The organism is Allobosea sp. (assembly GCF_030695125.1).
Lineage (GTDB): Bacteria > Pseudomonadota > Alphaproteobacteria > Rhizobiales > Beijerinckiaceae > Allobosea.
On record NZ_JAUYTP010000058.1, the window covers coordinates 60948 to 82068 of the forward strand.

Consider the following 21121-nt stretch of genomic DNA (forward strand, 5'->3'; position numbering starts at 1 on the left):
TCCATTCCCTGATCGCTGTTACTGTTTATCACAGTAATCAGCATGACGTTAGGGAAATCAATACTATGATTGTCGAACGACGGCAGAAACAACGCCTGCGATCTCTGCTGGGAGGTCGCGTCAGCTTCAATCAAAAGAACTGCACGCTCGATTGCGTCGTTCGCAATGTCTCTGACGATGGAGCGTTGCTGATGATCTCCGATTCCGTGGCGCTGCCGAGCGCCTTCGATCTCGACATCGCGCGCCATCAGCGTTCCTATGTCGCGCGGATCCGCTGGCGTGACGGCGAGCGCGTCGGCGTCGCCTTCGAGGCGCCTTCCAGCGGCGAGATCGTGCCGCTCGACATGGCGCGGCGCCTCAAGCACTGCGAACAGGACAATGCCCGGCTGAAGAGCCGCATCCGGCAGCTGACCGAAGCCGGCTGAGCCGGTCAGGCCCGCCGGGCGAGCTGCTCCTGGGAGAACCCGGCCTTTCCGGCATAAGACTTCACGATCGCCTCGCGCTTGGCATAGCTCAGGACGCGCTCGACATCGTCGAAGCCATTGGGCGCGAGTTGCTCGACCGCGTCGATGACGCGCTCGGGGCCGCCCTTGCGGTTGAGCGCCACGATGTCCGCCGTCGCCGGCAGGCGCTGCGCCTCATAGGCGGCGAGTGCATGGCGCGGATGCTCTGACCGGACCAGCCCATCGGCCAGGCAGCGCGCGTCGAGGATCGCCTGGGAGGCGCCATTCGAGCCGACCGGGTACATCGGATGGGCGGCATCGCCGAGCAGCGTGACGCGGCCATGGGTCCAGCGCGGCAGCGGGTCGCGGTCGCACATCGGGTAGTCCCAGAAGCCGGGGCTGGCCTGGATCAGCCCGAGGATATCGACACCGGGCACGCTGAAGCGGCGGGCGAAGGGCAGCACGTCCTCAAGCCGTCCCGGCTTCGACCACGCCTCCTTCGGCGGCGGCCTCGCGGGGTCGCCGGTGCGAATGTTGACCACCCAGTTGGTCAGCCGCGTCTGCGGCGTCGCGCCCTTGGCGATCGGGTAGAGCACGAGCTTGCCAGCCATGCCGCCGGCGACGATCATGCTCTCACCGTCGAGGAAGACCGGCCAGTCGCAGGCCCCGCGCCACATCTGCACGCCGTTCCAGCGCGGCGGGCCCTGGTCGGGGAAGAAATGGGCGCGCACTGCGGAATGGATGCCGTCGGCGGCGACGAGAATGTCGGCGCGGTCGGTCTCGCCGGTCTCGCCCTTGCGGGAATCGGTGAAATGGCCGGTGACGCCGCCCTCGTCCTGGATGAAGCCCTGCAGCCTGCGGCCGGTCCGGATCGCACCCTCGCCCAGCCGCGCGACGACGGCATCGCGGATCACACCCTGCAGCCGCCCGCGATGGATCGAGAACTGCGGCGTTGCCAGACCGGCATGGAGGCCGCGCGGCTCGCGCCAGACAGTCTGGCCGAAGCGGTTCATGTAGACCAGTTCGCGCGTCCGGATGGCGACCGCGTCCAGCGCGGGCAGCAGGCCCAGTTCCGCCAGCTCGTGGATGGCATGGGGCAGCGTGTTGATGCCGACACCGACCTCGCGGATTTCGCCGGACTGCTCGTAGACGGTCGCCGCGATCCCGCGCGCATGAAGCAGGAGCGCGAGCGTCAAACCGCCGATCCCGCCTCCGACGATAATGACTTTCATGCCGATCCCCCGCGCATCCGATTATTTCAAGCTTGAAATAATCGCCTTTGCTTTGTCAATCGCGACGCGGAGCGACGCCCGGGGGTTGCAGGAAGGCCCGGTTTCGCGGAACGAACGCGATTTCTGTGCGTATCTTCCGTTGCGGCCATCGCCTTTCCACGATGGTCGTGGCAACTGCCGCAGTCGCGGTCATGCGATCTGCGGCAGCTGTGCATCGTGAAACCCGCGACGCACCGCTCGCCGGCCCACAGCGTGTGACGCCTGACAACACTACTCCCTCGGAGGATCTGATGACCAAGAATGAACTGATTGCGGCGATCGCCGAAGAAACCGGCAAGTCGAAGACCGACGTCGCCGCCGTCCTGACCTCGCTCGGCGCCGTCGTCGCCAAGACGCTGAAGTCGGGCGACGACATCACGCTGGGCGGCGTCGGCAAGCTCTCGGCCGCCAAGCGCGAGGCCCGCGAGGCCCGCAACCCCTCGACCGGCGCCACGATCAAGGTTCCCGCCAAGACCGTCGTCAAGTTCAAGGTGACCAAGGATCTCGCCGACGCCGTGGCGTGATCCTCAGGCCCCGCAGTCGATCCGGCCGCTTTCGCCGGCCGGTTCGACTGCAGGGTCGCCGCTCTTGACCGCGGCTCGCTCAGCGCCACAGTAGCGGCATGTTCCTGCGCCTGTTCACCGATCTGCGCGCCGCCAAGGTGCCCGTCACGCTGCGCGAATATCTGGCGCTGCTCGAAGGCGTCGAGTCCGACCTGGCCGAGTACCGGGTCGACGAGTTCTACTATCTCGCGCGCTGCTGCCTGGTGAAGGACGAGCGCCATCTCGACCGCTTCGACCAGGTCTTCTCCCAGGTCTTCAAGGGCCTGGAGACACTGGGCCAGGCCGTCGAGCCAACCGGCATTCCCGACGAATGGCTGCGCAAGCTGGCCGAGAAATACCTCACCGACGCCGAGAAGGCACAGATCGAGGCGCTCGGCTGGGACAAGCTGTTCGAGACGCTGAAGCAGCGCTTCGCCGAACAGAAGGGCCGCCATCAGGGCGGCTCGAAATGGATCGGCACCGCCGGCACCTCGCCCTATGGTGCTTATGGCTACAATCCCGAAGGCGTCCGCATCGGGCAGGACGGCAACCGCAACTTCAAGGCGGTGAAGGTCTGGGACAAGCGCGACTTCAAGGATTTCGACGACACGCGGGAACTCGGCGTGCGCAACCTGCGCATCGCACTGCGCCGCCTGCGCAAGTTCGCCCGCACCGGAGCGGCCGAGGAGCTCGATCTCGACTCGACGATCAGCGAGACGGCCCGGCATGGCTATCTCGACGTCAAGCTGCGGCCCGAGCGGCGCAACGCCGTCAAGGTTTTGCTGTTTCTCGATGTCGGCGGCTCGATGGACTGGCATGTCGAACTGGCCGAGGAGCTGTTCTCGGCGGCCCGGGCCGAGTTCAAGCATTTCGAGCATTTCTACTTCCACAACTGCCCCTATGAGCGGGTCTGGCGCGAGAACCGGCGCCGGCACGACCAGACAATTCCCACGCTCGAGCTGCTGCGCACCTATCCGGCCGATTATCGCTGCGTCTTCGTCGGCGACGCCTCGATGAGCCCCTACGAGATCGCGATGCCCGGCGGCTCGGTCGAGCACTGGAACGAGGAGGCCGGAGCGGTCTGGATGGAGCGGCTGACGGGGCGCTTCCCGAAGTCGGTCTGGCTCAACCCGGTGCAGCAGCATCTCTGGAGCTACACCCAGTCGATCCGGCAGATCGGCACGCTGATGGGCGGGCGGATGTTCCCGCTGACGCTGGACGGGCTCGACGGGGCGATGAAGGCGCTGGCGCGCTGACAACTGCCCCGCAAGCCGCTATGGCTCCCGGCATGCAGCCACACAGCTCCCACGACGACACCCTGCCCCCGACCTGGCGCCAGCGCCCCAAGCCGGTCGGCTTCGAGATCGCCTACAAGCTCGATGGCGAGATGCTGGAGATCGACTCGACGCGCAAAGTGGACCGCGTCAGGCTGGCGGCGGTCGAGCAGGTCCGCTTTCTCTATGCGCCGAGCAATCTGAGTTCGAAGGGCTTCAAGACGCAGCTGCGGCTGAGCGACGGCAAGACCATCACCTTCGGCAATCTGTCCTGGCGCTCGCTGACCGACATGGACCGAGACGATGCCGGCTACCGCGCCTTCGTCTGCGCGCTGGCCGCAACCATCGCGCGCGCCAATCCCCGCGCGCGCTTCGTCGCCGGCAAGCCCTTCGCCTTCTGGGTCGTGCTGGCCGGCGTCAGTGTCCTGTCGCTGCTGATGCTGGTCTTCATCACCGGTCGGGCGCTGCTGCAGGGCGCCCATGCCATCGCCCTGCTCGGCGCGCTGCTGACGGCGGCGTCCTATTGGCAGGTCATGCCCATGGTGCTGCTCAACAAGCCGCGGGACCTCGCAACAGGCGAGATCCCCGACGAGCTGGTGCCCGGCCGCCCGGCCGCATAACGCGGCTCAACGGACGACGAGAACCGAGCATTTGGCACGCCGCACGATCGCCGAGGCGTTCGAGCCGATGACGAAGGCGAGCATGCCGGGCTCATGCGAGCCGATGACGACGAGATCGGCGCCGCTGGCATCGGCCTCCGCCAGAACCTCGCCATGCACCGAGCCGATCAGCACCTTGGCGGAGACCTGAGCTTCGGGGAGATCGATCTTGGCGGCGATGGCGGCGAGCTTGGCCTGTGCATCCTCCTGCTGCTCGGCGTCGAAATCGGCCGGCACGAACTCCATATAGGTCACCGGCACGAGGGAGCGGACATAAACCAGCCGGACGGCCCCGCCCGAGGCCTTCGCGAAGGACACGGCGGCGGCGATGGCGGCGTCCGACATCTCCGGTTCGGCGATGTCGACGGGAACCAGAATCGACTTGTACATCATCATCTCCTCGCTGCGTTGCACCCGCACCTTAGGCGCTGCCGTGCAGACTGCGATGATCCAGCGCAAAAGACAGCGTTCGCAAGGGGGGAGCTCTGCACGCCGCCTGCGCGCCATGCGCCGGGCGGTGCTGCGCCGGGGGCTGCTATTCAGCCCGAAGCCGGTCTTCTAAACACATGCGGCGCAGCCGCTCGCCGCGCCGTTTCGCCGGGGCCTGCGATGACCGAGACCGCCTCCGCACCGCGCGGCTACGCTGCACTGCTGCATTCGCCAGCGGTGTTCCTGATGACGCTGGCCTTCATCAACTGGCTGGGCTTTGCGAGCTGGGGCGCGCTGCTCAACAACTTCGCAAAGGAAGCGGCGGGCTTCTCAGGCGCCGATATCGGCATCCTGCAGTCGGTCCGCGAAATTCCGGGCTTTCTCGCCTTCACCGCCATCATCCTGTTCTGGTTCATGCGCGAACAGGTCCTGGCCTATGTCAGCCTGCTGACACTGGGCATCGGCATCGCGCTGACCGGCTTCCATCCGACGCTGGGCGGTCTTCTGCTGACGACGACCATCATGTCGCTCGGCTTCCACTATTACGAGACGGCGCAGCAATCGCTGCAGCTCCAGCTTCTGCCGAAGGCCCAGGCGCCGCGCCTGCTGGGACGGATCGCGGGGGCCTCGGCAACGGCGCAGCTGATCGCCTTCGGCACCATCGCGCTGGTCTGGAAGGTCTTCCAGCCGGGGTATACGATCGTCTTCCTGGTGGCGGGCAGCCTCGTCGTCGTCCTGTCCGTGCTGGCCTTCCTGGCCTTTCCCCGCTTCCAGGGCAGCGTGCCCCAGAACAAGGGCTTCGTGCTGCGCCAGCGCTACTGGCTCTATTACGCACTGACCTTCATGTCCGGCGCGCGCCGGCAGATCTTCATGGCCTTCGGCGGGTTCCTGCTGGTCGAGCGCTTCGGCTACGACGTCTCGGCCACCGCGATGCTGCTGCTGGCGACCTATGGCATCAACACCTTCATGGGGCCGCTGCTCGGCAACCTCGTCGGCAAAATCGGCGAACGGGCGACGATCCAGATCGAGAACGTCTCGCTGATTGCGGTCTTCGTCGGCTATGCGCTGGCCAGCCACGGCCATTTCGCGAGCTGGGGCGTCTATGTCGCCGGGGCGCTGTTCATCGTCGATGGCGTCTTCTTCACGCTGACCCTGGCGCAGCGGACCTATTTCCAGAAGATCGCCGACCCGGCGGATATCGCGCCCACCTCGGCGGTGGCCTTCACGATCAATCACATCGCGGCGGTGGCCCTGCCGGTCACCTTCGGCCTGATCTGGCTGCGCGATCCGGCGGTTGTCTTCTATATCGGCTCGGCGGTGGCGACCGTGTCGCTGGGTCTGGCGTTTCTGGTGCCACGCCACCCGGCACCGGGCGCCGAAACGGTCATCGCCCCGGGCCTTCCGGCGGCCGCCGAATAGCGCGCCGCCCGGTGTCGCCGCTCAGCCCTGCCGCGCCGGGGTGCGGACAACGAGCCCGTCGAGCTCGTCGCGCAGCTTGATCTGGCAGGACAGGCGCGATGTCGGCTTCACCTCGAAGGCGAAGTCGAGCATGTCCTCCTCCATCGACTCGGGCGCACCGGTCTTCGACGTCCAAGCCTCGTCGACATAGACATGGCAGGTGGCGCAGGCGCAGGCGCCGCCGCATTCCGCCTCGATGCCCGGCACGCCATTGCGGATGGCGACTTCCATCACCGTGGCACCGGCTTCGCCCTCGACGGTCCGGCTTTCTCCGTGCGCGTCGATGAAGGTGACCTGCGGCATCGTCTGCTCCAGCAATCCTGTGGTTGGGCCACGCCTTAGAGCATTTCCAAGCGGCTGGGAAAGCCCTTTCCGCCGCGAAGACCTGCGGCAGATCAGAGCGGAACGGCGCTGCCGATCAGGCGGCGCTGTCGTAGCGGGTGATGGCGGCGCGCGCTTCGGCGGCTGCGAGCGCCAGCGTGTCCATGGCCGCTTCCGTGCGGCGCGGATCGGCGTCGGCGAGCTGGCGCTCGATGGCTGCGGCGGCGTCGGCCACCTGCCAGGCGCCGATGGCGCGCGCCGCGCCCTGCAGCGTGTGGGCCGCATCCATGCGGGCGCGCGCGTCGGCGGCCTGGTGGATGGTGCGCAAATGCCGCACGCATTGCTGGGCGAAGAGGGCGAGAAGCTCGCGCTCGAGTTCATGGTCGCCGCCGGTCTGACGGGTGAGATGGTCGAGATCGATGGCGGTTTGGGGCATCACGGGCTCGAGAAACACGGGTTGTCCAGGGAAACGCACGCGACGGCGACAGCCTCTACGAAGCGCCAACATGGTGAATGAGGCGTTAACGACGTTTGTGAATCGCCGCCTTAAACGGGTTCCCAAGGCTTAGAGCGTCCACTACCCTTCCAATTGGTAAATGATGGGCGCAGTGTTTTCGCCTTGCCGGGACCAGAGGCGGTCCCGCGCGAGCGCAGCGAACGCGGTTTGGCTCCCATCGTAGTAGCGTGGCGAGGCGGCACACCATGAATCGGCAAAAGAAGCTCCAGGACCCGACCGAGGCCGCCATGTCGGCGATCGAGGAGGCTCTCCGGCTCGACCAGCCGAAGGCCGAGAGCGGAAGCGATGGCGCAGCCGAGCCAAAGCTGCCCGCCACGACCGAGAACGACCTCAAGCTCGACTTGCCTCGCCTCGAGCCCGCCGCGCCGCCGGCGGCGAAGGTCGTCGCGCCGCCGCCTCCGCGCGCAGGAATCGCGCCCGATACCAGCCGTGTCGCCAATGACGACCGTCGCGATTCAAGCTCGCTGGTCCAGGCCTTTTCCGTCCGCCCGTCCGCCCGCCCCTACTGGTTTGCAGCGCTCGCCTCGCTGACCTGGCTCGGTGGCGCAGCCTTCGTGCTGTTCAGCCGCTTCGGAGCGATCGATGCCGGCCTGGCCGATCGGTTCGCCACGTTCGGCGTCGGCGAATGGACATTGCTGGCGCTGGCGATCGGTGCCCCGGTCGTCTTCTTCTTCGTCCTGGCGGCGCTGTACCGGCGCACGCAGGAGATGCGGCTCGTTGCGCGGGCGATGACCGAGGTCGCGCTGCGCCTGGCCGAGCCCGAGGTCGTGGGCGCCGATTCGGTGTTGTCGCTGAGCCAGACCATCCGTCGCGAAGTCGCCGCCATGGGCGACGGCATCGAGCGTGCGGTCGCGCGCGCCGGTGAACTGGAGACGATCGTGCGCGGCGAGATCGCCACGCTTGAGCGCGCCTATGCCGACAACGAAATCCGACTGCGCTCGCTGATCGACGAGTTGGTCACGCAGCGCGAGGCCGTCGTCGGCAATGCCGAGCGTGTGAAGTTCGCCATCAGTGGCGCCCATGAGAGCCTCTCGAAGGATCTCGACAACGCCAGCCGGACGATCGCGGAGGCCGTGTCCCAGGCCGGCGACCGCGTCACCGGCTCGCTCGGCGAAAAGGGCGACCAGATCACCCTGGCGCTGGGCCGCGCCGGCGAGCGCATGATCGACGAGATCAGCGGTCGCGGCGGCGAACTGGTCGAGCGTCTTCAGGTCACCTCGGGCGAGGTCAGCGAGCGGCTTTCGGGCGCCAGCGACAGCCTGTCGACGCTGCTGGACGGCCGCGCCCGCGACATCGCCTCTTCGCTCGAGCGCACCGGCGCCGTGCTGACGGAAGGCCTTGCCAACGGGGCCCGCGACGTGACGCGCGCGATCACCGAAACCGGGACGCAGGTCGTCGACACCCTCACCGCCCGCGTCGAGACGGTGAACGAAACGCTGCGCGCCACCGGCGAGACACTGGCTCAGGATATCTCCGCCCGCGGCAACGAGGCCGCCGAGCGCTTCGAGACCAGCAGCCGCGGCATGGTCGCGCTGATCGACAGCCAGAGCGAGGCCCTGCGGGCGCGCTTGGCGGAAACCGGCGAGAGCCTGCGCGCCTCGCTCGCCACGGAAGGCGACAGCGTCACCACGCGCCTCGCCGAGGTCGGCCGTGGCGTCAACGGGCTGCTCGCCCGCCAGAACGAGCTGATCGCGTCGCGCCTGCTGGAGGTCGGCGAAAGCGTCAACACGCTGATCGGGTCGCAGAGCGACGCCCTGGTCACCCGCCTGAACGACACCGCCCGCACGGTCGACGACATCCTGCGCGAGCGCAGCGACGCCATCATCCTGCGCGTGGACGAAGCCGGCCAGGCGCTGGGCGAAAACGTCGGGCGTCATGGCGACGTGCTGGCGACCCGCGTCGCAACCGTCACCGATGGCCTGCAGAGCGTTCTCGACGAACGTGGCGGCCAGTTGGTGACGCGCCTTTCGGAGACGGGCGAGACGGTGCAGGCCATGCTCGACCAGCAGGCGGAGAGCCTCGTTTCGCGGGTTGCGGGAACGGGCTCGGACGTCGCCAGGCTGTTGTCCGACCAGAGCGAAACGCTCGTTTCGCGTGTGTCCGGCACGGGGGCGGAGGTGGCCCAGTTGCTGGCCGACCAGAGTGACGCTCTCGTTTCGCGCGTTTCGGGCACTGGGGCCAATGTCGCCAGCCTGCTGGCGGGGCAGAGCGAGGCCCTGGTCTCGCGCGTCTCTGGCACCGGCTCGGAGATCGCCAAGGCGCTCGACGACCAGAGCGCGGCACTCGTGCTGCGGCTTGGCGAGGCCGGCGAGCAGTTGCATGGCGTGATCGGTGCCCAGAGCGACGCCCTGACGTCGAGTCTGTCGGAAACCGGCACCCGCGTCGGCGCTCTGCTCGACGAGCAGGCCGCCGCGCTGACGGTCAAGCTGTCTCAGGCCGGGCTCGAAGTGAAGGATCTGCTCGGCACCGAAAGCCAGGCGCTGGTCAGCCGCGTCGCCGATGTCGGCCGCTCGGTGCATGGCGTGCTGGCGGAGCGCAGCGGCGCCTTGATCGCGCGGCTGGCCGAAACCGGCGACAGCCTCGACCAGCGGCTCGACGAGCGTGGCGCGGCCCTGGCCGCTCGCCTCAAGGACGCCACCGAAGCCGCCCAGGCGGCTCTGGAATCGCAGCAGAGCGGGTTCCTCGCCCGCCTCGGCGAAACCGGTGAACAGGTCGGCACGATGCTGGGCGACCAGCGCGAGACGCTGCTGCGCGACCTGGTCAGCGCCGGCCGCGAGGTTCACACCCTGCTCGGCGAACAGAGCGAGGAACTCGCGCGCCGCATGAACGATGCCACCCGCTCGCTGAACGAGACCATCAATGTCGATGGCCGCGACGTCGCCGAGCGCGTGACGGAAGCGACGCACGGGCTGCGCGAGACCTTCACCGTCCATGCCGAAGAGGCGCGCACGCTGCTCGCCGGCACCGGCAAGGAGATCGTGCTGGCGCTGACACAGCAGGGCGGGCGCGTGAACGAGGCTCTCTCGGCCAACGCCGAATCGATGCTGCGTTCGGTCGAGAGCCGTGCGCAGGCGCTGACCGAAGCGCTGGCGGGCCGACATGATGCGCTGACCCGGCTGTTCGACGAGCAGGGCCGCGAGATCGAGACGACCATGGGCGACAAGCTCAGCGCCTTCGCGCAGCTGTTCGACAACCAGGGTCGCGTGGTCGAAACTGCGATCGGTTCGCGCCTCGCAGCCTTCGAGGACGTGATCGTCCACAAGGGCGGCGAACTCACCGACAGGCTGTCCAACGACACCCAGGCGCTCACCGCGGCCGTCACCAGCGGCATCGCCAGCGTCGAGAAGTTGATCGGCGACGACGGCATGGCGCTGGCCGACCGCGTCGGCACGCGAGCGGCCGAGGCCGCCACGATCCTGGCCGACCGCACGCGGGAAGCCACCGATGCGATGGAAAGCCAGATCAAGCTGTTCGAGGAGCGTTCCGGCGCCAAGAGCGCCGAGATCGCGACCTCGCTCGACGGCCTGATCGCGCGGATCGACGGCAGCCTTGGCTCGCGCGCCACCGCGCTGAACGAGGCGCTGGTCGAGCGCACGGTCGACATCGCCCGGGTTCTGGCCGAGGGCGGCCGCGAGGTCACCCGCGCCCTGGCCGCCAAGGCGGACGAAATCGGCGAGGTCGTCACCTCCAAGAGCGAATCGCTCACCCGCACGCTCAGCGACAAGGCCGACACGATCAACGCGACGCTCGGCGGCCGGGCGCTCCAGATCGCCGACACGCTCGACCGCAGCGTCGCGCGCTTCGAGGAGCGCGTGGTCAACCGGCTCGACACCGTCTCCGGCACGCTCGACACGCGTGGTCAGCAGATCGCCGATACGCTGCAGGACAAGTCGGACGCGATTGCCGCCTCGCTGGGCGCGCGCGCCGACGAGCTGCGCGTGTTGTTCGACGACAAGGGCGGCGGCATGGTGACCGCCCTCGGCGAGCGGGGCGATGCCATTGCGGCGGCGCTGGGCGACCGGGCCGAGGCCCTGCGCCTGCTGTTCGACGACAAGGGCGACGGCATGGTCCAGGCGCTTGGCCAGCGCGGCGAGGCGATCGCCAACGAAGTCGCCAGCATCGGCGACGCGGTGGTCCGCGCCATCGAAAGCCGCGGCTCGTCGATCATTGATGGCCTGCGCGAACGCGGCGCGGCGATCACGACGGCGCTGGACACCTCGTCGAGCGGCCTGCGCGAGACGCTCGAAAACGGCACGCGCCAGTCGGTCGATGCGCTGGTGGCCACCAACGAGCAGCTCCGCGGCGAACTCGGCGGCATGCTCAGCCGCCTGGGCGAAGCCAACAAGCTGATGCAGCAGATCGTCAACGGCGCGAACAAGAACCTCGCTGCCGTCGAGGGTGGGCTGTCGGCGCGCGTCGGCGACCTGCAGAGCGTCATCTCCACGGTGATGGAGGAGACCGGCAAGGCCTCGCAGCAGATCGCGGACCAGATCGGCGAATTGAAGGCCTTCTCCGAGGGGACGCTGCGCGAGACCGCCGTGCTCGTCGGACAGCTCGACGAGAAGGGGCATGCGCTGGGCGACGTCACCCAGGCCAGCACCGCTGCCCTGCATTCGGTCGCCAGCCGCCTGGAACAGGTCGAGGCGCGCGTCGGGAAGGCCCTCGCCGAGCGCAAGAACTCGCTCGAGGATCTGCACGGCCTGATCGCGACCCGGACCGACGACGTCGAATCGATCACGCGCTCCTTCGCGGCGCTGATGGACGAGTCGCTGAGCTCCGCCGAAGCCCGCGCACGCCAGATCGGCGGCGTTCTCAGCGACTCGGCCGAGGCGACGACGACCGCGATCGCGCAGCAGTTCGAGATGATCCGCGCCACCACCGGCAAGGAACGCGAGCGCACCGCCCACGCCCTGCGCCAGGCCTATGAGCAGGTTTCCAGCGAGGTCGGCGGCGAGCTCGCCAAGGTGACCGAGCGCTTCCAGGGCGCGGCGCAGGACATGCGCGGCGTCGCAGCCGAGATCCAGCGCGAGCTGGAGGAAACCCGCGCCGAGCTGAAGCGCGGCGTGCTCGACCTGCCCCGCGAGACGCAGGAATCGACCTCGGCCATGCGCCGTGTCGTCGCCGAGCAGATCAAGGCGCTGAACGAGCTGACCGAGATCGTCACGCGCTCGGGCCGGCGCAGTGACGTCGCCCTGCCGGTCGATGCCGGCCAGAGCCGCCGCTCGACGGCGAACGCCCTGCCCCGGCAGGAGCCGGCCTATACCACGGTGACGCAGGCCCGCCTGCCTGCCGACGAGCCGCTGCTGCGGCCCTCGCTCGATGCGACGCCCGCACCCGCCCTGCCCGAGCCCCGCCTCGAGATGCGGCCGGCGACGCCGGCCCCTGCGACGCGTCCGGCGCCCGCTCCGGTCGCCACCGCCGCTCCGGCCCCGGCGCCTGTGCCGGAGTTGGCACGCCGCCAGCCTGCGCCGGAGGCGCAGCCCGCGGCCAAGAGCGGCTGGCTCTCGGATCTGCTGAACCGCGCTTCGCGCGAGGAGAAGGCCCCCGAGACGCCCAAGCCGACGGCGCATTCGATCGAGCGGCTCGATTCGCTCTCGGTCGATATCGCCCGGATGATCGACCATGACGCCGCCGTCGAGCTGTGGGACCGCTACAAGCGCGGCGAGCGCAACGTCTTCACGCGCCGGCTCTACACGCTGCAGGGCCAGCAGACCTTCGACGAGATCCGTCGCAAGTATCGCCGCGACGCCGAGTTCAAGGAGACGGTCGACCGCTATATCGACGAGTTCGAGCGCCTGTTGGCCGAAGCCGCCAAGGACGACCGCGACTCGATGGTGGCCAAGACCTACCTCACCTCGGAGACCGGCAAGGTCTACACGATGCTCGCCCATGCGAGCGGGCGCTTCGAGTAAGCGCCGAGCCTGCCACGCCCAACAAAAAAGGCCGCCTGCGAAGGCGGCCTTTTTCATGGTGTTCGATGTGAGCGCGAGCCGCGCCGCCTGGCGAACTGACCAGCTGTTGCCCTCGGGGCCGCCTCAGCGCGCCCAGCGCACGATATCGACCAGAACCTGCGACAGCGCCCGGTCGAGCGCCTGCGCGGCTCCCGGACCATCGACCGCTGCGGCGGGCACACGGGCGGTGAAGAGCCGGGCGCGGCGGACGTCGCCGGTGCGGTCTCCAACGAGCTTGGCCGTGATCTCGACCACGGCCGCGCCGCTGGCGGCGTCGATGTTGAAGCTGCGGATGTCGGTGAGCAGCTGGCTCTCGGGGGTGATGCGATCGCCCGGGCGAGCGACCGAACCGACGCGGCCGCCGTTCTCGAAGGTCTGGACCAGGCGCGCCTGGACCAGCTTGGGGACGCGATCGGCCCATTGCGCGCCGCCCAGGAAGGAGAGCGCACCGCTGGAGTCGCGGACGATGACACGATCGGAATCGAGCGCCTGGACCGTCGTCGGCTCCTGCACCACCAGGGTGGCGCGCGAGGCGCCGACACGGCCGAAATCGCGGGGGGCCGAGAGATCGAAGGTCGTCGGCGCGCTGCCGCCGCCGCAGCCGGCCAGCAGCAGGGCGGCAGCAAAGGTCAGACCCAAAGGACGCAGGGAACGAGGCAAGGGGAGCGAGGACGGGATCGTCATGGTCTAGCGGGATCCACCATATTGAGGGAGCGGGGGCTTGCCGCCGAAGATGAACTGCTGCGGGTTACGTTCCAAACTCCGCAAGGTGCGGTTTAGGTCCGTCAGCGTGCGCCGGCCGTCGCTGGCCAGCGCCTCGATGTCGCGCAGGCCAGGCCCGGTGAAGCGGCTGATGCCGCTGGTGATCTCGGCGGTGCGCTTGTCGAGATTGTCGGCCAGCACACGGATGGACTTGGCGGCGTCGCTGACCTCGGTGAAGGCGCTGCGTCCGTCGGTGCCCGCCGCCGTGTTCAGGAAGGCCTGCGCGCTCTTCAGCACGCCCTCGACCTGGTCGGCGGCGGTGTTGAGCTTGCCGGTGATCGAGGCCACGTCCTTCACGGCCTTGCCGACATCGTCGCTCGAGCCGCCCAGCGCGGCGGTGAAGCGATCGACATTGGCGAGGATCTCGGTGACCTTCTTCTGGTCGACCGAGCGCACGATCTGCGTCAGCTCCTCGCTGAGCACGCCGAGCTTCTGCGAGAGCGGCGCGATCGTGTCGGCGATGGTGCCGAAGCTCTGCATCAGCTTGTCGATGCCTTCGGAATTGTTGCCCAGCGCGGCGGAGAACTTCTCGACGTTCTTGACGGTGTTGCTGATCGAGCCGGCATTATCCTTGACCAGCCCCTCGACACTGCCCAGCACCTCGTCGGCGCGCTTGGCGATGGTCCGGACCGTCTCGAGGATGTCCTGGAACTCCGACCGTTCCGCGATGATCGTCGGCAGCACCTCGCCCGGCGGGGGCGTCAGGACGGCAGAATTCGGGTCGCCGCCGAGAAGCTGAACCGCGACCACGCCGGCCAGGCCCTGCGACTCGATGCGGGCGCGGGTGTCGATCCGCAGTGGCGTGGAGCGATAGACCTTGACCACGGCATAGATGCGACGCGGGTCGTCCGGCTGCAATTCGATGCTGGTGACTTCGCCGACGCGAAGCCCGTTGAAGAGAACGCTCGAGCCGCGCCCGAGCCCCGTCACGGTGCCGCTGAAGATGATCCGGACATCGGCCGTCTTGCCGGCGCCGCCGCTGTTGAACCAGTAGACGAAGCCAAACAGCGACGCCAGAACGGCGAGCGTGAAGAGTCCGACCAGCGCGTAGTTTGCTCGCGATTCCATGATCTAGACAGTGTTTTCCCGTTGGTCCGCCGGCATGCGGGCGCGGGCCCGCTCGCCACCGAAATAGGCTTTGAGCCATGGATGGTCCGACGCCAGCATCGTGGCCAACGGCCCGACGGCGATGACGCGTTTGTCCGCCAGCGCGCCGATCCGGTCGCAAGCGGAATAAAGGCTGTCGAGATCGTGGGTTACCATGAACACGGTGAGCCCCAAAGTCTGCTTCAGCGTGACGATGAGCTGGTCGAAATCGGCGGCGCCGATCGGGTCCAGCCCCGATGTCGGCTCGTCGAGGAAGACGATGTCGGGATCGAGCGCCAGGGCGCGCGCCAGCGCGACGCGCTTGATCATGCCGCCCGACAGTTCCGACGGCGATTTATCCGCGGCATCGGCCGGCAGGCCGACGAGATCGAGCTTGACCATCGCCATCTCGTCGAGAAGCCCCGGCGACAGCTCGAGATATTCGCGCATCGGCAGCTGGATGTTCTGCTTGACCGACAGGGCGGAGAACAGCGCGCCCTGCTGGAACATGACGCCAAAGCGGCGTTCCAGCGCCCGACGCTGGACCATGTTGAGCGTATCGACGTCTTCGCCGAAGACCTCGATCGTGCCATGCGCCTTCTCGACCAGGCCCAGGATCGTGCGCGTCAGCACCGACTTGCCCTGCCCCGAGCCGCCGACGAAGCCGAGGATCTCGCCGCGCATCACATCGAGGTCGAGGCCATCCATGATGACCTTTTCGCCGAAAGCGACCTTGAGATCGCGCACGCGGATGACGACGTCGTCGTCGGCCGCTGCGGGCGTCGCGTGCGGCGCTGGGCGACGCGCCTGCGCCGTGTCAGCCTGCTGTATGCGCTGCTCGCTCATAGCCGGTGGGTGGTCCTCAAAAGGAGATCGACGAAAAGAACAGGGCGAAGAGCGCGTCGACGACGATGACCATGAAGATCGCCTTCACCACCGAAGCCGTGACCTGGCGACCAAGCGATTCGGCCGAGCCCTTGACGGCCAATCCCTCGATCGAGGCGATCAGCCCGATCACGAAGGCCATGAACGGCGCTTTTATGAGGCCGACGGCGAAATGCTTCCAGGTGATGACCGATTGCAGGCGCGCCAGGAAGGTATCGATGCCGATGCCGCCATAGAGCCAGGCGACCAGAGCCGCGCCCGTCAGCCCCGACATCGCCGAGATGAAGGTCAGGATCGGCAGCGAGATGATCAATGCGAGAATGCGCGGGACGATCAGCACCTCGATCGGATCGAGCCCCATCACACGCAGCGCGTCGATCTCCTCCCGCATCCGCATCGACCCGATCTCGGCGGTGATGGCGGAGCCGGAGCGACCGGCGATCATGATCGCGGTCAGGAGCACCGCCAGTTCGCGCAGGATGAGAATGCCGACGAGATTGACCACGAAGACGGTCGCGCCGAACTGCTGGAGCTGGAAAATGCCTTGCTGCGCGACGATGCAGCCGACGAGGAACGAGATCAGCATGACGATCGGCGCGCCGTTGAAGGCGATCAGCTCGATCTGGTTGATCAGAGAGGGCCCCCGGAACTTGCGCGGGCCCAGCACGACGGCGGCCGAGCCGACGACGACCTCGCCCAGAAACATCGCGCCGCCGACCATGTCCCGGCCGAACTGGACGATGGCGGCGCCGATATTCACCAGGACATCGACGATCCGGAACTGGGTATCGGGCGCCGACTGCTGGTGATCGTGCACGCCGACCTCGCCCAGCAGCAGTTCGTGTTCATGCCGGTTGCTGACGATCTCGACGGCGTCCCCGGCGGTTTCGCGCTGGTGCTTCAGGCGATTGAGGACATAGGCGCCGAGCGTGTCGAGCCGATCGACGGCCGAAAGATCGAGACGGGCCTTCGTCGATTTGGCGACGCGCTGCCCGATTTCCTCGGCCAGGCTTTCGATGCGTGGGGCACGGTCAGCGCTCCACGAGCCCGCCAGCGTGACGGCAAGCGTACCGGCATCGTCGCGGAAGACAGCCTGGGGTTCGGCGGAAGCAGGGAGCGCCATTCTCTACGTGATATCCTCGCCCGCGATCGACGAACTCGTCATCAATCCGCGACACCTGTCGAAGGCGCCGGCCTACCCCTCTAGCTTGTATCGCCGTCCCCAGACCGCTTGGCAAGGGCAGGGATGCAACAGCCGCCAGGGCGTTTCTATCGAAGATCGGAGCCAAAACGAGCAGCGTCGGCGCTGGCCCGGCCCAGCCCGGACCTTCCGCATGGTAACCAAACGTTAAGCAGTTTGAGGGCAAAACTCCCGTTGGCGTCTCCTGGCCGACCGCATCCACGATGGTCGGTCCTTCAAAAGCAGATCGGTGATGAGCGAAGCACGTTCACTGACACCGCTGAGCGAAACCGACTATGTCGCGATCGAGGCCGCCGTCATGGAAACCGCGCGCGGGCGCTGGTTCATGGCCGAATTCGCCAAGCGCAACCGCCAGGCCGACACGCTGCAGCTTCTCGGCGCCCTCAATCGGATCGAGCGCGTCGTCGGGCATGGTCTTCCGGAGCCGATGGTTGAACCCGATATCGGCGAAGCCGCCGCCCTGATCGCGGATCTGCGGATCGACCTCGAGCGAATCAGCGGCAAGGCCGAAGCCCGTGCGTCGGGGCTGGCGGCGCGGATCGAAACCGCCGCGACCACCATCGTTGCCGCGACCGAAAGCGTGCAGGAAATCGCCTGGAGCCTCCGCGAAGCCGGCGCCAGCGAGGCGTTGTGCGATTTGCTGGACCAGCGCGCCGTCGAGATATCGGTCGCGGGCGCCGTTGTTGACGGCACAGTGCAGCAGATCGACAAGATCGCCGACACGATCGCCATGCTCGACAGCAGCCTGAGGGCCGTCAGCGGCCGCTCTCACCGCGCGCTCGAGGCCGAGACCTTCGCGGTGACGCTGACCCCAAAGCGCGACTTCGGCGAGCGTGAGCTCGGCCCGCGCGACCTGGGCGCACTGGACGCGGGCGCGCGGGATCGCGCAGCCTTCGACAGCTTCAGCGCGATCGAGATCGTCGAGATCGACGACGATCCGCCCGCGCCCGCACCCGCCAAGAGCCGTTCGACGGCTGTCGGACTTCTGGGGCGCGAGCCCCATATGGGCACAATGACGCCGTTTGACGACGATGTCGTCTTCAGCGAACCGGCAGCCGGCGCGGCGGACACCCTCATTGATGCGCCCGCAGACGCGCCTGCGCCGGCGTTCATGACGCCTGAGTTCAGTGCCGTGGACACGAAGCCACAGTTGGCAGGCCTCACTCTCGTCAGCTCCGAGGCCGGCCTGCGGGATCTCGACGGGTTGCCGACGACCCGCAAGCTCGCCTATTTCGCCTGACCGACGGGCACGAAGCTCGCCATCTTGCCCGGGTTGAGCAGGCCCTGCGGATCGACCTCGCCCTTGAAGCCGAGCTGGTCGGCATCGGCCCGCTTGTGGCGGCTGCCCTCCTCCAGCGAGACGACATGGGGGTTGGCGATGAAGACGCCGGACGCCTCGTGCTGGGCGATGACCGCGTTGAGCCGTTCCGGTGTCGAGTAGCGCAGGATCGGCAGCGCGCTCGCCGTCACCTTGCCGCCGAAGCGGATGAACTCGTGATGCGGCAGAAGCTCGTCGCCGAAGGCGGCGATCGTCTCGCGCGCACTCTCGACCAGCCGGTCATGCGGGAAGAGACACTGCAGATAGGTGATGGAGCGGTCGCTCTTCAGCCACTGCAGCGTGGTGTGGTTCCAGGTGTATTCGTAGAGCGGCACCGTCCCGGGGCCCTCTTCCGAAGGGGCCTCATAGGTCACCGCGCCGCGCTTGCCGACGATGGCCTTGAACGGGCCGAGCGAGCCCTCGGCGATCATGCAGATCAGGATGCTCTTGCCTTCCGGGCAATGAGCCTTCAGCGCGCCGAAATAGGGGGTGATCACCGACGAGATCGGCGTCACGAGCTTCTTGACGATGCCGTCCGCGAGCGCGATCTCGTAGCCCGTCTCGAAGGCGTCCATGTAGCTGTCGAAGGCGACGATGACGTCGATCCAGGGCCAGGCCGGCGCGAGCGGCATTTCGAGTGCCGTGATGATGCCGGTCGTGCCATAGGCGCGATTGACCTTCTGGGCCGCGTCGTCGCGCAATTCGATGATGCGCGGCTCTTCCTCGACCGTGACGATGCGCGCCGCCAGGATATTGCCGGGTTCGCGCAGACCGCCATAAGTCACCGAGCCGACCCCGCCCGAGCCGCCCGCGACGAAACCGCCGACGGTCGCGCTGCGCTTGGTCGAGGGGTGCATGCGCTGCTCGAAGCCGGTCTGGCGCAGCGTGATGTCGACATCCAGCATGCGGGCGCCGGCGGCGATGCGGGCGATGCCGGGCTTCTGCCATTCGATGCCGGTCAGGCCGGTGATGTCGAGGAGGACGCCGCCCTCGAGCGGCACGGCCTGGCCGTAATTGCCGGTTCCGGCGGCGCGAACCGTCAGCGGAATCCGCCGGCGCGCGCAGGCGGCCGCGATCCGCACGACCTCCGCCTCGTCGCGGGGCGTGGCGATGATGTCGGCCGACTTGTCCGCCAGCTGCTGGTTCAGGATCGGCGAGTACCAGAAGAAGTCGCGCGAGCGCTTGCGGACGACCTGCGCCTCGTCGATCAGCGCGATGCCGGCGAGATCCTCCTTCAGCGCGGCGATGTCGTAGCGCGAGACCCGCTCGGGCCTCGGCTGGCGTTCGGGCAGTGCGCTCATCTCAGTTCTCCCGCTTCAGGGCGCTCTCGTGCCAGCGCCGCAGCAGCATGTGCGAAATCCAGCTCGTGCAAAGGAAGATCGCGATGCCCGAAAGCGAGATCATCAGCAAGGCGGCAAAGACGCGCGGGATCTTGAGCTGATAGCCGGCCTCGAGGATGCGATAGGCCAGCCCCGAGGCGCTGCCACCGGTGCCGGCGACGAACTCCGCGACGACCGCGCCGATCAGCGCAAGACCGCCCGATATCTTCAGGCCGGCCAGGAAATAGGGCAAGGCGGCCGGCAGCTTGAGATAGCGCATCGTCTGCCAGCGGCTCGCGCCATAGAGCTGGAACAGGTTGACGAGGTTGTGGTCGGCCGAGTTCAGCCCGAGGATCGTGTTCGACAGGATCGGGAAGAAGGCGACGATCCAGGCGCAGATCAGCAGCGCGAGATTGATGTCGCCGGCCCAGATGATGATCAGCGGCGCGATCGCCACGATCGGCGTCACCTGCAGGATCACCGCATAGGGCAGCAGCGACATCTCCAGCCATTTCGACTGGGTGAACAGCACGGCCAGCGTGACGCCGACGATGACCGCCGCGGCGAGCGCCAGGAAGGTGATCTTCAGCGTGATCCAGAGCGAGCCCGACAGCGTGCCCCAGTCTGACACGAGGGTCTGGCCGATCAGGAGGGGGCCGGGCAGGATATAGGCCGGGATGCCGTTCCAGCGGACCGCGAACTCCCACAGCGCCAGCGAGACCACGCCGATCGCGATCGGCGCGAGGATGCGCGGCCAGGCGCTGGCCGGCAGGCCCAGCAGGCGCGGCTCGGTGACGAAGACCGGGCGCGCGTCGGAGTCGGTGCCGCCATGGGCGGGGGCCTGGGCTTCGATCGATGGCATGCTCATGAGCCGATCGCCTCCTTGAGCTTGCCCGAGACCACCCGGCAGAGATGGGCGTATTCCGGCGAGGTGCGGAAGAGGTCGTCGCGCGGATAGGGTGCGTCGACGTCGAGATCGGCCATGACGCGGCCGGGTCTCGCCGCCATCACCACGATGCGCTTCGAGAGATAGACGGATTCGAACACCGAATGGGTGACGAAGACCGCGGTGAACTTCTCCTTCCACCACAGCTCGAGCAGATCGTCGTTGAGGCGGTGGCGGGTGATTTCGTCGAGCGCGGCGAAGGGCTCGTCCATCAGTAGGATCTTCGGCCGCAGCACCAGCCCGCGCGCGATCGAGACGCGCATCTTCATGCCGCCGGAGAGTTCGCGGGGATAGGACTTCTCGAAGCCGGAGAGGCCAACCAGCGCCAGCATCGCCGCCGCCCGCTCGCGCGCCTCGTTCTTGCGCACCCCCTTCAGGGTCAGCGGCATCATCACGTTGGCGAGCGCCGTCGCCCAGGGCATCAGGGTCGGGTCCTGGAAGACGAAGCCGAGGTCGCGCTGCGGCTCGCCCGACGCGTCATGAACCGTGGTCGGCCACTCGATCGTCCCGCTGGAGGGCGCGCCGAGGCCTGCGATCATCCGCAGCAGCGTCGACTTTCCGCAACCGGAGGGACCGAGCAGGCTGACGAACTCGCCCTCCCCCAGGCTCAGATTGACGTCGCGCACGGCGAGCGTGCCGTTGCCGAACTGCTTGGAGACATGGCGCACGCAGACCAGGGGCTTGCGACCCTCCGGGCGAACGGCATGGGGAGTGCTCAGAGAGGCCGTGTCCAAAGCCT

18 protein-coding genes are annotated in these 21121 nt (G+C 67.7%); 7 read left to right on the forward strand and 11 right to left on the reverse strand.

Annotation, left to right across the window (positions count from 1 at the left end; translation table 11 throughout):
• Window positions 1-65: 65 nt before the first annotated feature.
• Window positions 66-425 (forward strand): PilZ domain-containing protein, encoded by a 360-nt coding sequence (locus Q8S38_RS18480; protein WP_305681813.1) that lies wholly within the window; start codon window positions 66-68, stop codon window positions 423-425.
• A 5-nt stretch (window positions 426-430) separates the two neighbouring features.
• Here Q8S38_RS18480 and Q8S38_RS18485 read toward each other — a convergent pair whose 3' ends face one another.
• A complete protein-coding gene (locus Q8S38_RS18485) occupies window positions 431-1675 on the reverse strand; it encodes a flavin-dependent oxidoreductase (protein WP_305681814.1) in 1245 nt (414 codons plus the stop codon).
• Between the two features lie 290 nt (window positions 1676-1965).
• Between Q8S38_RS18485 and Q8S38_RS18490 the strand changes: the two genes are divergently transcribed.
• The 3 genes from Q8S38_RS18490 (at window position 1966) to Q8S38_RS18500 (ending at window position 4150) form a co-directional block, all read left to right on the forward strand.
• Window positions 1966-2238, forward strand: a complete 273-nt coding sequence (locus tag Q8S38_RS18490) for an HU family DNA-binding protein (RefSeq protein WP_305681815.1) — start codon at window positions 1966-1968, stop codon at window positions 2236-2238.
• A 98-nt stretch (window positions 2239-2336) separates the two neighbouring features.
• Window positions 2337-3512, forward strand: a complete 1176-nt coding sequence (locus tag Q8S38_RS18495; RefSeq protein ID WP_305681816.1) for a vWA domain-containing protein — start codon at window positions 2337-2339, stop codon at window positions 3510-3512.
• Window positions 3513-3544: 32 nt separating this feature from the next.
• A complete protein-coding gene (locus tag Q8S38_RS18500; RefSeq protein WP_305681817.1) occupies window positions 3545-4150 on the forward strand; it encodes a hypothetical protein in 606 nt (201 codons plus the stop codon).
• 6 nt (window positions 4151-4156) lie between these two features.
• Here the strand turns inward: Q8S38_RS18500 and Q8S38_RS18505 are convergent, their stop codons facing one another.
• Window positions 4157-4579: a universal stress protein gene (locus Q8S38_RS18505; protein WP_305681818.1), complete on the reverse strand. Its 423-nt coding sequence runs from the start codon at window positions 4577-4579 to the stop codon at window positions 4157-4159.
• 219 nt (window positions 4580-4798) lie between these two features.
• On the opposite strand from Q8S38_RS18505, the gene Q8S38_RS18510 reads away from it, so the two are divergent.
• The gene (locus tag Q8S38_RS18510; RefSeq protein ID WP_305681819.1) at window positions 4799-6037 is read left to right on the forward strand and encodes an MFS transporter; all 1239 of its coding nucleotides are present in this window, start codon (window positions 4799-4801) and stop codon (window positions 6035-6037) included.
• 21 nt (window positions 6038-6058) lie between these two features.
• On the opposite strand, the gene Q8S38_RS18515 is transcribed toward Q8S38_RS18510, so the two are convergent.
• Window positions 6059-6379 carry a 2Fe-2S iron-sulfur cluster-binding protein gene (locus Q8S38_RS18515; RefSeq protein ID WP_305681820.1) on the reverse strand — a complete coding sequence of 107 codons (321 nt, stop codon included), beginning with the start codon at window positions 6377-6379 and terminating at the stop codon, window positions 6059-6061.
• 115 nt (window positions 6380-6494) lie between these two features.
• Window positions 6495-6833, reverse strand: a complete 339-nt coding sequence (locus Q8S38_RS18520) for an Hpt domain-containing protein (RefSeq protein ID WP_305681821.1) — start codon at window positions 6831-6833, stop codon at window positions 6495-6497.
• Window positions 6834-7099: 266 nt separating this feature from the next.
• Between Q8S38_RS18520 and Q8S38_RS18525 the strand changes: the two genes are divergently transcribed.
• Complete coding sequence (locus tag Q8S38_RS18525; RefSeq protein ID WP_305681822.1) at window positions 7100-12826, forward strand: apolipoprotein A-IV repeat region-like domain-containing protein; 5727 nt, start codon at window positions 7100-7102, stop codon at window positions 12824-12826.
• Window positions 12827-12949: 123 nt separating this feature from the next.
• Here the strand turns inward: Q8S38_RS18525 and Q8S38_RS18530 are convergent, their stop codons facing one another.
• The 4 genes from Q8S38_RS18530 to Q8S38_RS18545 are packed head-to-tail and all read right to left on the reverse strand — an operon-like array spanning window position 12950 to window position 16721.
• Complete coding sequence (locus Q8S38_RS18530) at window positions 12950-13549, reverse strand: ABC-type transport auxiliary lipoprotein family protein (protein WP_305681823.1); 600 nt, start codon at window positions 13547-13549, stop codon at window positions 12950-12952.
• Window positions 13550-13552: 3 nt separating this feature from the next.
• Entirely contained in the window at window positions 13553-14695 is a 1143-nt protein-coding gene (locus Q8S38_RS18535) for an MlaD family protein (RefSeq protein ID WP_305681824.1), read from the reverse strand.
• Window positions 14696-14698: 3 nt separating this feature from the next.
• Window positions 14699-15559, reverse strand: coding sequence for an ABC transporter ATP-binding protein (locus tag Q8S38_RS18540; protein ID WP_305681825.1), 861 nt, complete (start codon window positions 15557-15559; stop codon window positions 14699-14701).
• 16 nt (window positions 15560-15575) lie between these two features.
• Window positions 15576-16721, reverse strand: coding sequence for an MlaE family ABC transporter permease (locus tag Q8S38_RS18545; RefSeq protein WP_305681826.1), 1146 nt, complete (start codon window positions 16719-16721; stop codon window positions 15576-15578).
• Window positions 16722-17124: 403 nt separating this feature from the next.
• Between Q8S38_RS18545 and Q8S38_RS18550 the strand changes: the two genes are divergently transcribed.
• Window positions 17125-18039: a hypothetical protein gene (locus Q8S38_RS18550; protein ID WP_305681827.1), complete on the forward strand. Its 915-nt coding sequence runs from the start codon at window positions 17125-17127 to the stop codon at window positions 18037-18039.
• Here Q8S38_RS18550 and Q8S38_RS18555 read toward each other — a convergent pair.
• From Q8S38_RS18555 to Q8S38_RS18565, 3 genes are read right to left on the reverse strand one after another with little or no spacing between them, the layout of a single operon-like run.
• Window positions 18027-19418, reverse strand: a complete 1392-nt coding sequence (locus Q8S38_RS18555) for an FAD-binding oxidoreductase (RefSeq protein ID WP_305681828.1) — start codon at window positions 19416-19418, stop codon at window positions 18027-18029. The genes Q8S38_RS18550 and Q8S38_RS18555 overlap by 13 nt on opposite strands.
• A 1-nt stretch (window position 19419) precedes the next feature.
• The gene (locus tag Q8S38_RS18560) at window positions 19420-20304 is read right to left on the reverse strand and encodes an ABC transporter permease (protein WP_305681829.1); all 885 of its coding nucleotides are present in this window, start codon (window positions 20302-20304) and stop codon (window positions 19420-19422) included.
• Window positions 20301-21116, reverse strand: a complete 816-nt coding sequence (locus Q8S38_RS18565; RefSeq protein WP_305681830.1) for an ABC transporter ATP-binding protein — start codon at window positions 21114-21116, stop codon at window positions 20301-20303. The genes Q8S38_RS18560 and Q8S38_RS18565 overlap by 4 nt, the downstream gene beginning before the upstream one ends.
• Window positions 21117-21121 lie beyond the last annotated feature (5 nt).

Excerpts from the sequence above, each read along its gene's own strand:
- Q8S38_RS18480 (WP_305681813.1), top strand. The coding sequence starts at position 66 with ATGATTGTCGAACGACGGCAGAAACAACGCCTGCGATCTCTGCTGGGA.
- Q8S38_RS18485 (WP_305681814.1), bottom strand. The coding sequence starts at position 1,675 with ATGAAAGTCATTATCGTCGGAGGCGGGATCGGCGGTTTGACGCTCGCG.
- Q8S38_RS18490 (WP_305681815.1), top strand. The coding sequence starts at position 1,966 with ATGACCAAGAATGAACTGATTGCGGCGATCGCCGAAGAAACCGGCAAG.
- Q8S38_RS18495 (WP_305681816.1), top strand. The coding sequence starts at position 2,337 with ATGTTCCTGCGCCTGTTCACCGATCTGCGCGCCGCCAAGGTGCCCGTC.
- Q8S38_RS18500 (WP_305681817.1), top strand. The coding sequence starts at position 3,545 with ATGCAGCCACACAGCTCCCACGACGACACCCTGCCCCCGACCTGGCGC.
- Q8S38_RS18505 (WP_305681818.1), bottom strand. The coding sequence starts at position 4,579 with ATGTACAAGTCGATTCTGGTTCCCGTCGACATCGCCGAACCGGAGATG.
- Q8S38_RS18510 (WP_305681819.1), top strand. The coding sequence starts at position 4,799 with ATGACCGAGACCGCCTCCGCACCGCGCGGCTACGCTGCACTGCTGCAT.
- Q8S38_RS18515 (WP_305681820.1), bottom strand. The coding sequence starts at position 6,379 with ATGCCGCAGGTCACCTTCATCGACGCGCACGGAGAAAGCCGGACCGTC.
- Q8S38_RS18520 (WP_305681821.1), bottom strand. The coding sequence starts at position 6,833 with ATGCCCCAAACCGCCATCGATCTCGACCATCTCACCCGTCAGACCGGC.
- Q8S38_RS18525 (WP_305681822.1), top strand. The coding sequence starts at position 7,100 with ATGAATCGGCAAAAGAAGCTCCAGGACCCGACCGAGGCCGCCATGTCG.
- Q8S38_RS18530 (WP_305681823.1), bottom strand. The coding sequence starts at position 13,549 with ATGACGATCCCGTCCTCGCTCCCCTTGCCTCGTTCCCTGCGTCCTTTG.
- Q8S38_RS18535 (WP_305681824.1), bottom strand. The coding sequence starts at position 14,695 with ATGGAATCGCGAGCAAACTACGCGCTGGTCGGACTCTTCACGCTCGCC.
- Q8S38_RS18540 (WP_305681825.1), bottom strand. The coding sequence starts at position 15,559 with ATGAGCGAGCAGCGCATACAGCAGGCTGACACGGCGCAGGCGCGTCGC.
- Q8S38_RS18545 (WP_305681826.1), bottom strand. The coding sequence starts at position 16,721 with ATGGCGCTCCCTGCTTCCGCCGAACCCCAGGCTGTCTTCCGCGACGAT.
- Q8S38_RS18550 (WP_305681827.1), top strand. The coding sequence starts at position 17,125 with ATGGCCGAATTCGCCAAGCGCAACCGCCAGGCCGACACGCTGCAGCTT.
- Q8S38_RS18555 (WP_305681828.1), bottom strand. The coding sequence starts at position 19,418 with ATGAGCGCACTGCCCGAACGCCAGCCGAGGCCCGAGCGGGTCTCGCGC.
- Q8S38_RS18560 (WP_305681829.1), bottom strand. The coding sequence starts at position 20,304 with ATGAGCATGCCATCGATCGAAGCCCAGGCCCCCGCCCATGGCGGCACC.